Raw genomic sequence first — 12,860 nt, forward strand, 5'->3', positions numbered from 1 at the left:
ACCCTGGAACGATCAGCCCTCCTGATCAAAAGCTGTTGTTGGGTTACGTTGCGCTAACCCAACTTACCCTTGGCTTTAGCTGAGTCCTAGTTTACAGAAAACCGACTACCCTAGAATAACAAACCCACCCAATCAAGGTGGGTTCCTCAATCGCTTACCTTCCATCGCCAAGCGCCTAACAGAGAAAGCCTCGTCCTGACGGACGGGGCTTTTTTTATGGCTGCGATTTAAAATCCCCTGGATTGAGGAACCCACCTTTAACAGCAATGACCGTCCAGCTAAGGTCATGATCTTTGAATTAAGGAGATCATAATGACTTCCAGTGAACTGGAAATCCTGTGTAATACCTGGAAGCAGCACCTTGAAGCCTGGAAGCAAAGCGGTCAGTCTCAAGTCGATTACTGCCGTGTGCATGGACTGAAATCTCATCAGATGACCTACTGGAAAAATCGCTGTAGGTAGGCGATCAAGGAGCCCACCTTGGTCAGGCGGGATGTTGATTCCAGGGTAGAAGCTTTTCGATGGCCTCAGCTTATTTCACAGTAGGTTGGCTGGATACCCATAGGTTTCTCTCAGGCTGTGAAGACTGGCGCTAGTGCGTTTCGTCAGCGATAATTTACTCCATTTGTAGCAGGGGTGGCTGGCCCGGTAAGGTCATGATCTTTAATCAAAGGTGATCACCATGATGTCAACGAGTAACCAAAAACGCTCGCTCAGTTGGACAGGTGATTGATTCTTAGAGGATCCCTTTTTCTTGTAAAGCCTTAATAAACTTCGGTTTACCTTTAAGTTGATGAAGTTGAATCTGACTGGTTTCTGCTCCTTTATCCAGCAGTAGCTTAAACAGCGGTAGATGATTTTCGGAAAGGCTCAGATCTATGATTGTCTGACCATTTAGATTACGGTTATTAAGATTGGCACCACGTTGAACCAGTAGACGGATTCTGGGCCAATGATGCCCTATGTTTGTGGTGATTAGTTGAGATAGTGGTGTGTCGCCTTCACCGTTTTCAGCGTTAATCTGCGCTCCTGCATTCAGTAACTGTTGTGTCATTGAGGCGGATTTTTGAGAAGCATAATGGAGAGCAGTCATTCCGCCGGATGTTTGAGCGTTTACATCAGCGTCACGTTTAATTAACAATTTGAGTAGTGCCAGATTGTTTGATTGGCTTGCTGCGATGATAGCAGTTCTTCTTATACGGTCCTGGGCGTCAATGGAAGCACCCTTATTTAGAAATAATTCTACCGCTTCGAGTTTTCCGGCTCTGGCTGCTCGATGCAATGGTGTTTGCTTTAGCAGGTCGCTGGCTGCAATTGAAGCCCCCCTTTCTAACAGCAGATTAATCATTTCAATATTGCCGTTATCAGCGGCAATGTGGATGGGGTAGCCACCAAAGTCTGAGCGGGAGCGAGTATTTAGAGGTGCCTGGATGTCCAGAAGATACTGGACTACTTTGGCGTGATTGTTTTTAACTGCCCAGTGCAGAGCTGTTCTTCCCGTTGTTTTCGGTCTGCTATCTGTTGTTTCTACTAAATCCCGATCTGTCCCACAACGTTTAAGCGCATTAAGATTGCCTGATTGCGCCGCCTCTAAGAACTCCATTGCCTTGCATATCGAGTTGATTGTTATCGGTTCCAGAGATTGGGGGGCAATGATCCTCCGGGTTTTCGGAGCTTGCGTCGTCTCCGGATCAGGCTTGTTGTCAGGGACTGTTAGTTCTGCTGCTCTGGGTTCAGGTTGCAATTCTGCAACGGGAAGCTGATCCTTAATTTGCTGTGGCTGTGGCTGTGGCTGTGGCTGTGGCTGTGGCTGTGGCTGCGGTGTTGGAAGGTTGCTTTCAATATTTGTTTGGGATGTAGGGGTATCGGTCTGGCTGGGTTTTTCTTCCTGATCAAGCATGGCTTGAATACATTCACGTGTGAAGATGACCTCGCCATCTTTTTCACAGCTGTCGATGGCCAATGCATGGCCTGATAGAGTGCTAAGCAGTAGTGGGGCAAAAATCAGTCTCAGGAAGTTTCGTATCGAATGCATTTTAGAGGTGCGCCTGTGTCACGATTTCGTTTGCGCTATTTTTCGTTCAAGGCGCTCACGTATCAGTCGTAAGTGTATGCGGAGATTATACTGAGTATCGGCATAGGATTTGGGGACGACTACTCGCATCACATCTTTCTCAATTTCTATCAACTCCTCCAGGAGTTGTATAGCTTGCTGCCTGTTTTCTATTTCTTCAGCTTTGAAGTCCAAAGAGCGCAGTTGATCGTACCAGCGGTAAATTCTGGAGCGCACTCGCCAGCGATAGGTGGGGGGAAGAATTTTTGATAAAGGTATCATCAGTGTAACTAAAGGGACCAACATAACGATTAGCCGATCAACTAAATTCGCAGCCCAGAAGGGAAGGAAGCGCTGCAAGAAAGGAGGCCCTGAACGAATGAACCGCTCGGCATCTTCGTTGAGTGGATAGTCGACAAACTGGCGCGATGGAAATTCTCCTGTTTGCTCAAATAATCCTCCATTCCCATGACTTTTTGTCGCTGCCTGGAGTATTAATGCTGAGAGTGCAGGGTGAAAGTCGTCTCGTACGACCAATGTTGCTGTAGGCGCTAACAAAGTTACATCGGTAGCGGGAATATTCTGTTCTAAGTTTGCCACACCCATTGGTAAGGTGACACTGGATAAGTATCGGTGACGGCGTTTGTAGGCTTCTGCTCGCTGGAAGCTGAAAAGCTTGAATGAACTGTTGTCAATTAGCTGTCGGATTAGAGGAGATCTGGGGCTGGTTACCATCATTATAACGTCGACAGTGTTATTTGTTAGTGCTGTGGCTGCATCGTTACCACCAATGGGAAGCAGCTGAGCATTATCTTCATTGACACCATTTTCTTTAAGTAATTGCAAGGCTACCGGCCGGGTACCGCTGCCACCAGAACCAATTGCTATTCGCTTATTTTTTAGGTCTGAAAGAAGTGAAAGGTCCATGCCTTTTCGATGAAATATCCAAAGGGGTTCAAAATAGAGGCTTCCAAGGGACTGCAAATTGGGATGCTGGTCCGTTTGCAAGTTTTCGATGCTGGGGGCTTCTATACCTCCCTGAACAAAAGCTATATCTACCTGACCACTGGTTAACAGCTCCAGGTTTTCGACAGAACCGGCACTTTCGAGTACTTCCAATTCGATACCCTGCTTGGCCAGTTCCTGTCGATACTCCGTTCCGAAACGATAATAGGCATTTTGTATGTTTCCAGTAGCTATCCGGATGGTATCAGGTGGTGCAGGTTCAACGAATTGATAAGCTAGAATAAATCCGAAAAGGACTAATAAGAAACCACCACCATATAGCAGGAAGGATTCTTTCCGATAATGACGCTCTAATTCTTTGGACATTTACTTAGCCATTGCGATAACTAACAGTAATTATGTGCACTTTCTCTTAATAATCAACAGATAAAGGGAGTCATTAAGTATTGATACAAAAAAAACCGCAGCCCTCTCGGGTGCGGCTTTTTAAACTACCAGTTAAGTGTGTGCTTAGGGGAACAGGTGCTTAACGGCGTCACGCTCTTCTGAAAGCTCCTGCTCTGTAGCAGACATTTTCTCACGGCTGAAATCACTGATTTCAAGGCCCTGAACGATTTCGTACTGACCGTCTCTACAAGTGCAAGGGAATGAATAAATCAAACCTTCAGCGATGTCATAGCTGCCGTCACTTGGAATACCCATAGAGACCCAGTCTCCTTCAGCTGTTCCCAGAGCCCAGCTGCGCATGTGATCAACGGCTGCATTAGCAGCAGAAGCGGCACTGGATAGTCCACGTGCCTGGATTATTGCAGCACCACGCTGCTGAACGACAGGAATGAATTCCTCTTTGTACCAGCTGTCTTCAACCAGTTCAGTGGCTGCCTTTCCATCAATAGTCGCTGTGCTGATATCTGGATACTGAGTCGCGGAGTGGTTACCCCAGATGGTTACTTTTTTAACATCTGTGACGTGCTTGCCGGTCTTATTAGCCAGCTGAGCCGCTGCTCTGTTGTGGTCCAGGCGAGTCATTGCAGTGAACTGACCAGGGTTCAGGTCAGGGGCATTCTGTTGAGCGATAAGAGCATTGGTGTTAGCAGGGTTACCTACAACCAATACTTTGACGTCACGGCTGGCGTGATCGTTCAAAGCCTTACCCTGTACAGAGAAGATTGCTGCGTTAGCTTCCAGAAGGTCTTTACGCTCCATGCCAGGTCCACGTGGGCGAGCACCTACTAGCAGTGCATAGTCCGCATCTTTAAAGGCGACATTAGGATCGTCTGTCTGAACAACACCGTTCAACAATGGGAAGGCACAGTCTTCAAGTTCCATCGCGACGCCTTTGAGGGCGTCCAGTGCGGGAGTGATCTCCAGCAATTGCAGAATAACGGGCTGGTCATCGCCTAACATTTGGCCTGAAGCGATACGAATCAGTAGAGAGTAACTGATCTGACCCGCAGCGCCGGTGACTGCAACGCGAACTGGTTGTTTCATGGAGTAACCCCTTAATTTGGTGAATGAGAGAATCCGAAATTAAACTCGGGTTCTTAAAGAGTGGGCGGATTATAGCAGTATTAAGAGTTTTTTTGCCATGCACATAAAGGCGGATAAGACCAATGATCTACTAAAACGAAACTGTAATTAATTACCGCTGTTATTAGTGGATCAATTTGTAACCTTATAAATGGCAAATGTCATTTGTAGAGCGCTTCTGTTAGCAGCTAATTTTCCAGATCAAGCGCCAAACGAAATCCCCAGCTATTGCGACTTGAATTTGCCGGATGGCGATAGCGGCTGGCTGAGCGAATCAGCCGTGATATATCGTACCAGGAGCCTCCCCTCATAACGCGATAGTTACATTGTCCGACGTTCCAGCTTGAGCCATCATTGGGAGCATCTTCATAATTATCGTTGTAGCAATCCGATACCCACTCGTAGATGTTGCCGGTCATATCATAGAGGCCATAGGGGTTAGCTTTAAAGGAACCGACAGGAGCCGTTTGAATCCCATCAAATTGGCTGCCGCAATCATCACAGGCCGCATTATTAATGCCTTTGTCGTTTCCCCACCAGAATGCTGTTGAGCTACCCGCTCGGGCAGAGTACTCCCATTCGGCTTCTGTTGGGAGACGATAAGCAAGACCTGTTTGTCGGCGCACCCAATCGGCATAGGCGTTGGCATCGTTCCAGGATACGTTGATAACAGGTCTGTTTGCTCGTCCCCAACCTTCGTCGTCAGGTAGGGGACGACCGGTATTTATAGCAAACAAGTCATATTCGGCAAATGTGATCTCATGCTGTGATAGGGCAAATGGACGACGGATGGTTACTTGATGGATAGGTAATTCATTATCATCTCCCCGCCGGTTTCTGTCTCCCATCTTAAACTTGCCGCTGGGTATAACCACCATGTTAGGGCCAAAAATGTTTGGTAAAATTTCATCTTTAAATACCGAACCGTTGGTAAATGCTGAGCCTGGCTCTGTTTCTTCAGGTTTTGAAGTCGTCGGCTTTATTGCGCTGTCTGAGACGATAATGCTTTTGGGTCTGTTTCGTTCAGCGTTCTTGTTTTGGAGACGAACCTTATAACCTTCGACTTGCGCACCTATAGCAGAGATTAAAGCGGGATCAGTATTCAATATTCTGAGTTCTGCAAATTTTTGATTGAGGAGTGTTTTATTTTCCAAGCTGGGAGTCAGGGTCAGTATTTTCTGTACTTCGGCAAACTTAGCCAGAAGTTCTTCGTTTTGCTTATCAAGATAATAGCTTGCCAATAGATAGCCTGATATCAAACCCGCAGTAAAAATAAGGGCAGCAATTCCGAGACGGGCAAATGAGATATGGGGTAATGCCGAGCGAGCTGAGCTTTTACTGCCTTTCAGTTTATCTGAGATACCTTTGCCAGATTCTGCAGGGCTTTCTGACTCTGGGGACTGGACTGTCTTCGGCGGGAAAAGCTCCTGCATTAGCTTTGCTGCGGTGGCAGGCCTGTCACCGGGATTGTCTGAGAGAGCGGGTTTCAGAACGGACCATTGCTCAGCTGAAAGTTGCTTAGGTGGCTCCAGAGATTCAATATCCCGGCTATCTATGGGGTCTTCAGGGCTGAATGGAGGATGACCGGTGAATAGCTGGTAGGTCAGACAAGCAAATGAATAGATATCCGCACTGTTGGCCAATGGTACGTGATCGAAGGCTTCCGGAGCATGAAATTCGGTATTAAGTATACGCATTCCTTGTTGTTGTATCTGTTGAAGCAGTGGTTGTCGGAATGCAAAATTAACCAACTTAGCGCCTGTTTTAGGCGTTATGATTATATTCCAGGGAGTCAGGTCTCCATGGCTGATACGTTTGTTATGGGCGTAACCCAAGGCTTTGGCCACCTGGATAAGGATTATTCGGGCTTTTTCTGTACTTAAGTGCTGGTAGCCATCTTCCATCAGTATTTTGGCAAGGCTTCGAGTACTTATCGGTTCCATTGCTGTAAATAGCCATCCCTCCCTGCTCATAAAATAACCATAGGTTTTAGCGATATGGATATTATCCAATTGCTTGCAGAGCGTTACCTGAGTTTTGAAGGTTTCGAGAGCATTGCTTTTTAACAATAATGGATTGATGACTTCCAGAGCGACCTTATCCGGTTCTTTGTCTTTGGCTGCCGTGGAAAGATCCTGAGCGTGCCAAACCTGCCCAATAGGACTATTGCTTACTGGCTTTATAAGCTTGAACTGGTGGTGTTCCGGTCCCAGCACCATGCCTTTACGCAATGAGCTGAAATCCAAGGGGCGTGGGTCTGCCATCGATTCTCCTTATTACTTAATCCTGTAGCCCTGATCTCAGTCTGTTGTTAAAGCTGGGAACGATTTAACCAAATCATCTATTGCTTTCATCTGCTCCAAATAGGGTCTCAATTTATCCAATGGAAGGGCGCAGGGACCATCGCATTTGGCTTCACTCGGATTTGGATGGGCTTCCAGAAATAGCCCGGCAATTCCCTGAGATAATCCTGCTCGAGAAAGCTGTGCGACAAGAGCCCGCCGCCCGTCAGCAGAATCAGTTCTTCCCCCTGGCATCTGAAGAGCGTGTGTGGCGTCAAACATGACCGGATATTCCATGTTTTTCATGATTGAAAATCCCAGCATGTCGACCACTAAATTGTTATAACCAAAGCTGCTGCCCCGCTCACAGAGAATCAGTCGACTGTTTCCCGAATCTTCACATTTCTTTAGTATATGCATCATTTCTTGTGGGGCCAGAAACTGCGCCTTCTTAATATTGATTACCGCTCCGGTTTTTGCCATAGCCACCACCAAATCAGTCTGTCGTGACAGAAAAGCAGGCAACTGGATGATGTCTGCAACTTCTGCGGTCGGGGCAGCCTGACAGGGCTCATGCACATCGGTGATAACAGGGACTTTGAATTGTGTTTTGATTTCTTCTAAAAGTTTCAGGCCTTCTTCCAGGCCGGGTCCGCGAAACGAAGTGATGGATGATCGGTTAGCTTTATCAAAAGAAGCCTTGAATACATAAGGGATTTTAAGACTCTGGGTCACCTCAACGTATTGTTCGGCGATCGTCAGGGCCATGTCTCTGGATTCCAGAACATTCATCCCTCCAAATAGGACAAAGGGTAGTTCGTTGGATATTTCCAAATCAGAAACTTTAACAGTTTTTTGCATCTCGAAATCTCGTTCTTCCAAAGCTGGTATTCGTTTGGATAGGACGATCATTATATTAATCTAGAAAGAAAATTGCAGGAATAATGAGTTCTGATATTCAATGGATATGTTCGCGGGGGTCTTAGCTAATTATTTTCGGGAATCGTCCCGCAAACTTATTGATCCATTCCAATGCGGCTTCCTCCTTATCCAAATTCCTGCCTTCTTGTTGATAAATCCACTGTCGATAGCAGCTGATATAACAAACCTGCTCCAGCATTCTCATCTGATAAGCCTGGTTAGGATCAAGAAAAACCAAGCCAAGTTCATAACCATTATCCAGTGCTCGTCTCCAGATGACCTGGCTCTCGGCAAAGAAATCAGGATCTAGTTCAGGAAGAGATATCTGTAAGAATCGACCGACAGTTATTTTATCTTTCCAGCAGCAGCGTAACCCGCCATAGCTCAATGGCTCGTGAGTTTCAGAGACGAAAGCTTCAGCGCTCTCCAGGCAAATGGGGATTTGATAAGGGTGGGATATATATTGCTCCCGAGTAATCAACGTTCAATTCTCCCTTCCTTGAATCACCGATATATGGGTTATCGGCAGAACATGTTGACTTCTTTATAAACCTGAAGAGGTAAATTTCTCACAAGAATATGAATAGCAATGAATTCAATTCAATTATCAGAATCTTATTTTTATTTAAGTTTAGTCGGTAATTTAAATACAGCCGGTAAGTTTTTAATTTAGTCGAGGGTCATTTAATACAACTGACGGCTACGGTTATCAGTGGGATTTTTGGTAGCGTTGGTGAAGAATTGCGACTCGTTTTACATAGGTTTGGGTCTCGACATAAGGCGGTATACCTCCATACTTCTTTACAGCACCGGGTCCTGCGTTGTATGCCGCTGTAGCGAGTTGAATGTCGCCATTGTACAAGTTGAGCAATTTAGAAAGATATTTAGTACCTCCTTGTATGTTTTCTGCGCTGTTTAACGGGTTTTCAACCCCCAGCTCTTTTGCTGTAGCTGGCATTAGTTGCATTAACCCTTGTGCCCCTTGGCTGGACTTTGCAACAGGATTAAACGATGACTCGGCGTGAATTACTGCACGAATTAGCGCAGGATCTACAGTATATTTTTCTGCCATCTTGTTTATTTGAATGCGATAAGCTTTAAGGTTCAGCCGCGTTTTATACCAATCTATAGTTGAAGTCGGATTACAGGCAAAGCAATCAAATCTAAGAACCTGAAACTCTATCCCCTCATTGGGTTTAAAGTTTGTGTAGGTGAGTACCCCATCTGATTGACGATATTTGTAGATGGCTCCGTGGGTAGGCTTTTTTTGGGTGTATACAATTTTTGTATCATTTCCGCCAGGAAGATTAGTGTATTCGACAACACCGTCAGGGTGGATAATTTTACGTACAGGATCTCCCGCCTGCACAAATGTAGCCAGTAGAAAAGCTGAGACTGCAAAAAGAGTTAAAGTTATACGCATAACAGTCAAATAGTAGTCTTTTTACAGGATTTCGTCACTCCTTGATTGAAAGCGGATGTTGGTTTGATCTCCAATCGCACTGAAGGCCTGAGGCCGAAGGGCCTTGTTTGATAGGGGTTAACGACTAAGGGTTGGTTCGAGATGCCGTAAGAACTACTAATACTGAAAAGAAGCTACTAAATATTGAAAAAAGCAAATGAATGGTGGTGAGGGGTGGATTCGAACCACCGAAGCTTGCGCGTCAGATTTACAGTCTGATCCCTTTGGCCACTCGGGAACCTCACCAGAGGACATTGTCCTTGAACTGCCGGACGTCGAGAGGCGCGTATAGTAGATATTATTAGGGATGATGTAAAGTGGCTTTTCAAGATTAAGGTTTTTATATTGACCAGAGAAGCTTTCTAGAAAAGACTCCGGGTCATATCCCTGATCAGATCAATCAAAGGTGCCGGAAACACGCCAAGAATCAGCGTTATAAATGCAACGGCTAGCAACGCAAATTGACTAGCCTGAGTCGTTGGTAAGCTGTTTTGTTGAATCTGCCCTTGTGTGGGCTGTTCTTTAATCGCGGCTTGATCACTTTCTTTATAGGTCATTACCAAGATGACCCGGAGATAATAAAACAGTCCTATAGCGCTACCGAGAACTGCGACCAGTAGCAGTTTCCAGAGCGATTCTTCTACTGCTGCAACAAAAATATAGAATTTTCCGATAAAGCCGACGGTTAGAGGAATGCCTGCCAGCGATAGCATGGCAAGGGACATGATTGCTGCCAGTAGCGGGTGCCGCCAGAACAAACCTCGCAGATTCTCCAGTTTCGGTTGGTCGGTGGAGTCTTGTGACTCTGGAAACCGAATTAATACGGCAAATGCCGCCAGAGTTGAAAGTAGATAAGCCACCAGATAATAGCTGACGGATTCTATGGCGATACCCGCTCCTGCTGACTGACTGATTGCAAGTAGAGCTACGAGCAGGTATCCGAAGTGAGCAATCGATGAATAGGCCAGCAGACGTTTAAGACTTTCCTGGAACAGCGCCAGTAGATTACCGATCAGCATGGATGCGATTGCGACAGTAGCTATTGACCAAACCAGTGAGTTAGTAAGAAAAATCTCAGCAGTAAGGTAATAGCGTAATAACACTGCAAAGACAGCTCCTTTGGATATGGTCGCCAGAAATGCGGTAGCGGGTAGTGGTGCTCCTTGATAGACGTCGGGCGTCCAGAGGTGAAATGGGACCAGTGATAGTTTAAACGCGATACCGACAATGATCATCATTGCACCGGCTTTAACCAGGACCTGATGAGGCCCGGTAGTATTGATGACTGAGTACGTCACTGGCATAAAATCCATGGACCCCAGTTGAGAGTAAATAAGTGCCATACCAAACAACAATGTAGCTGATGCGGCAGCAGAGAGGATCAGGTATTTGATCGCAGACTCCAGTGATGCATGGTATTGGCTGAAAAATGGATAGCCCACCATTACGATTAACGGCAGTGTCAGCAATTCTAACCCCAGAAAGAGGGAGGCAAAGTGACTGCTGCAGACAAGTACCATGGCGCCTAAAATAGAGATCAAAAAAAGCAGATAAAACTCATCGCTAACCTGTGCGTAGCGGCTCCAATAATCATGGCAAAGGGGTACCAGCAGCATAGCCGTGACTAATATCAAACCCATAAAAAACAATCCGTAGCCATCGATTATCAATAGTGGGGTGGCTTGCTGGGGCAAGATATCGCTGACGATAAACAAACTGACAAAGGTTACAGCCAGGCCGCTAAGCGTAACCTGAAAGCTCAACGTCGAATTACGTTTGAAGGCAATAATCATCATGAGTGTAAGCAGTGCAATACTGATGATTATCAGTGGTAATAAACTGAAGAGGGTCGTGGTATTCATGGGAGCCTTCCTATGACTGCTTGTCCCCGGTCTGGTAATACCTGGTGTAAAGATGCTTCTTGCAGGGGGAAGGGGGCTGGTGGCAACTGTTCTAACGGTAGCAACTCATTAGGGGATTGTTGTGAAATAGAATGCAGCGCCCAGTGAGCCTTGTCTACTGTAGCTGACAGCGAAACAAATGCTTCCAGCTGAGAAAAGACTGGTGATAGCGTATCCAGTAATGGTTGGGGGTAAAGACCCATCCAGATTAAGCCAACAATCATAACACCCATTGCGGCCATTTCCCGTCGATCAAAATCTTTCAGGTTATTTAAGTCCAGAGTAATATCATCCGTATTCGGAGGCCCGTGAAATGCCTTTTGAATGATAATCAGTGAGTAGACAGCAGCGGCAACCAATCCGAGAGTTGCGATTAACGTCATAGGGATATTGACCTGGAAGCTGCCTATCAGCACCAGGAATTCGCCGACAAAATTACCCAGCCCGGGCATGCCCAGCGAAGCCATGGCGAAAAACAAGGTGATACAGCCGATCTTGGGAACAGAACTCCAGAATCCTCCCATTTTATCTAAGTCACGAGTATGAATGCGGTGCTGAATTGATCCTGCGATCATAAAAAGTGCAGCAGCGCTGAGCCCGTGAGTTAACATTTGCATGGCGGCTCCTTGCAGTGCCAGGGTGTTCCAGGCATAGACGCCAAGCAGTACAAATCCCATATGGCTGATACTGGTGTAGGCGATTAGCCGCTTCAGATCAGTCTGGGTAAAAGCCAGGATAGCGGCATAGAGAATTCCTATCACGCCGATGGCCATGGCGTAGGGAGCAAAATAGTCAAGGCTACCGGGGAATAAGGGGATCAAAAAACGGATCAGGCCATAGGCTCCGGTTTTGAGCAGTACTCCGGCCAGAATAATACTTCCGCCGGTCGGCGCCTGGGTATGTGCATCTGGTAGCCAGGTATGGAGGGGAAACGCCGGAAGCTTTACCACAAAGGCGATGAAGAACCCCAGCATCAGCCAGAACCCATACAGGGAATGATCGCCGCTACCTAGCAAATCGAAATAATTAAAGCTGTAGACTCCCATTTGTTGTTGATGCTGAAAAGCTAAGGCCAGAATAGAAATCAACATCAGTAAGCTGCTTGCCTGGGTAAAGATAAAGAATTTGATTGCAGCGTAGCGCCGGTTTTCATGTCCCCAGATACCGATCAGGAAATACATTGGAACCAGCATGATTTCCCAGAAGAAGAAGAAAAGGAACAGGTCCAAGGCCATAAACACCCCGAGCACTCCTGCCAGGCTCCAAAGCAGGTTGAAGTAAAAGAACCCGACTCTTTCGGTGATTTCGTTCCAGGATGCAGCGACGGCTACTAAGCCGAGCACGAGGGTGAGAATCACCAGTAATAAACTCAAGCCATCCAAAGCAAGTAAGAAACTGATACCAAAACGGGGAATCCAATCAATTTGCTGGAATGCAAGCCAGTTCATACGATGATCCGGGCCGTTAAGAATACCTGGATTGAGAGTGTTCGACTGAATTGGGCTAGATAGTGCCTCAGGCAAAAAAGGCAGAGTAATTAGCAGCAACATTCCCAGAGATCCTGTTGCGATCCAGCGGCATAACTGAGGATTCTTTTGACCGGTATACCAAGCCAGGGCTCCTGAAATTAAGAGTAGAAGGATCAGAGCACTCAACATAGTGACAGCTCCTTTATTGGAGGTAACCGTATGAATGGCTTCACAGAGAAAATCTTTCCGGGAAGAAAAAGCCGCTCACTGTGATGC

The 12,860-nt window shown here is 46.3% G+C and carries 10 protein-coding genes and 1 tRNA gene; 1 reads left to right on the forward strand and 10 read right to left on the reverse strand.

Going from position 1 to position 12,860, the window contains the following annotated elements:
* Positions 1 to 312: 312 nt before the first annotated feature.
* Positions 313 to 462 (forward strand): IS66 family insertion sequence element accessory protein TnpA, encoded by a 150-nt coding sequence (gene tnpA / locus BGP75_RS27030; protein ID WP_158070089.1) that lies wholly within the window; start codon positions 313 to 315, stop codon positions 460 to 462.
* A gap of 274 nt (positions 463 to 736) precedes the next feature.
* Here tnpA and BGP75_RS09920 read toward each other — a convergent pair whose 3' ends face one another.
* The 10 genes from BGP75_RS09920 to nuoM form a co-directional block, all read right to left on the reverse strand.
* Entirely contained in the window at positions 737 to 2,035 is a 1,299-nt protein-coding gene (locus tag BGP75_RS09920; protein WP_143821032.1) for an ankyrin repeat domain-containing protein, read from the reverse strand.
* Between the two features lie 18 nt (positions 2,036 to 2,053).
* Complete coding sequence (locus BGP75_RS09930; RefSeq protein WP_076718299.1) at positions 2,054 to 3,385, reverse strand: TAXI family TRAP transporter solute-binding subunit; 1,332 nt, start codon at positions 3,383 to 3,385, stop codon at positions 2,054 to 2,056.
* Between the two features lie 144 nt (positions 3,386 to 3,529).
* Positions 3,530 to 4,510, reverse strand: a complete 981-nt coding sequence (locus BGP75_RS09935; protein ID WP_076718301.1) for a malate dehydrogenase — start codon at positions 4,508 to 4,510, stop codon at positions 3,530 to 3,532.
* A 227-nt stretch (positions 4,511 to 4,737) separates the two neighbouring features.
* The gene (locus BGP75_RS26785) at positions 4,738 to 6,813 is read right to left on the reverse strand and encodes an SUMF1/EgtB/PvdO family nonheme iron enzyme (protein WP_076718303.1); all 2,076 of its coding nucleotides are present in this window, start codon (positions 6,811 to 6,813) and stop codon (positions 4,738 to 4,740) included.
* Positions 6,814 to 6,849: 36 nt separating this feature from the next.
* The gene (gene kdsA / locus BGP75_RS09945) at positions 6,850 to 7,692 is read right to left on the reverse strand and encodes a 3-deoxy-8-phosphooctulonate synthase (protein ID WP_076718396.1); all 843 of its coding nucleotides are present in this window, start codon (positions 7,690 to 7,692) and stop codon (positions 6,850 to 6,852) included.
* 121 nt (positions 7,693 to 7,813) lie between these two features.
* Complete coding sequence (locus tag BGP75_RS09950; RefSeq protein WP_083704733.1) at positions 7,814 to 8,233, reverse strand: PilZ domain-containing protein; 420 nt, start codon at positions 8,231 to 8,233, stop codon at positions 7,814 to 7,816.
* Between the two features lie 228 nt (positions 8,234 to 8,461).
* A complete protein-coding gene (locus BGP75_RS09955; RefSeq protein ID WP_076718401.1) occupies positions 8,462 to 9,175 on the reverse strand; it encodes a lytic transglycosylase domain-containing protein in 714 nt (237 codons plus the stop codon).
* Positions 9,176 to 9,376: 201 nt separating this feature from the next.
* Positions 9,377 to 9,460, reverse strand: a tRNA-Tyr gene (locus tag BGP75_RS09960).
* Positions 9,461 to 9,576: 116 nt separating this feature from the next.
* On the reverse strand, positions 9,577 to 11,076 hold the full coding sequence (locus BGP75_RS09965) for an NADH-quinone oxidoreductase subunit N (protein ID WP_076718305.1): 1,500 nt from the start codon (positions 11,074 to 11,076) through the stop codon (positions 9,577 to 9,579).
* The gene (gene nuoM / locus BGP75_RS09970; protein WP_076718307.1) at positions 11,073 to 12,773 is read right to left on the reverse strand and encodes an NADH-quinone oxidoreductase subunit M; all 1,701 of its coding nucleotides are present in this window, start codon (positions 12,771 to 12,773) and stop codon (positions 11,073 to 11,075) included. Before nuoM ends, BGP75_RS09965 begins: the two co-directional genes overlap by 4 nt.
* Between the last annotated feature and the right edge of the window lie 87 nt (positions 12,774 to 12,860).

It is taken from the genome of Motiliproteus sp. MSK22-1 (assembly GCF_001968815.1).
In the GTDB taxonomy this organism is placed as follows: Bacteria; Pseudomonadota; Gammaproteobacteria; order Pseudomonadales; family Balneatricaceae; genus Motiliproteus.

Coding starts and splice junctions, on each gene's coding strand:
- tnpA (WP_158070089.1), top strand. CDS start 313: ATGACTTCCAGTGAACTGGAAATCCTGTGTAATACCTGGAAGCAGCAC.
- BGP75_RS09920 (WP_143821032.1), bottom strand. CDS start 2,035: ATGCATTCGATACGAAACTTCCTGAGACTGATTTTTGCCCCACTACTG.
- BGP75_RS09930 (WP_076718299.1), bottom strand. CDS start 3,385: ATGTCCAAAGAATTAGAGCGTCATTATCGGAAAGAATCCTTCCTGCTA.
- BGP75_RS09935 (WP_076718301.1), bottom strand. CDS start 4,510: ATGAAACAACCAGTTCGCGTTGCAGTCACCGGCGCTGCGGGTCAGATC.
- BGP75_RS26785 (WP_076718303.1), bottom strand. CDS start 6,813: ATGGCAGACCCACGCCCCTTGGATTTCAGCTCATTGCGTAAAGGCATG.
- kdsA (WP_076718396.1), bottom strand. CDS start 7,692: ATGCAAAAAACTGTTAAAGTTTCTGATTTGGAAATATCCAACGAACTA.
- BGP75_RS09955 (WP_076718401.1), bottom strand. CDS start 9,175: ATGCGTATAACTTTAACTCTTTTTGCAGTCTCAGCTTTTCTACTGGCT.
- BGP75_RS09965 (WP_076718305.1), bottom strand. CDS start 11,076: ATGAATACCACGACCCTCTTCAGTTTATTACCACTGATAATCATCAGT.
- nuoM (WP_076718307.1), bottom strand. CDS start 12,773: ATGTTGAGTGCTCTGATCCTTCTACTCTTAATTTCAGGAGCCCTGGCT.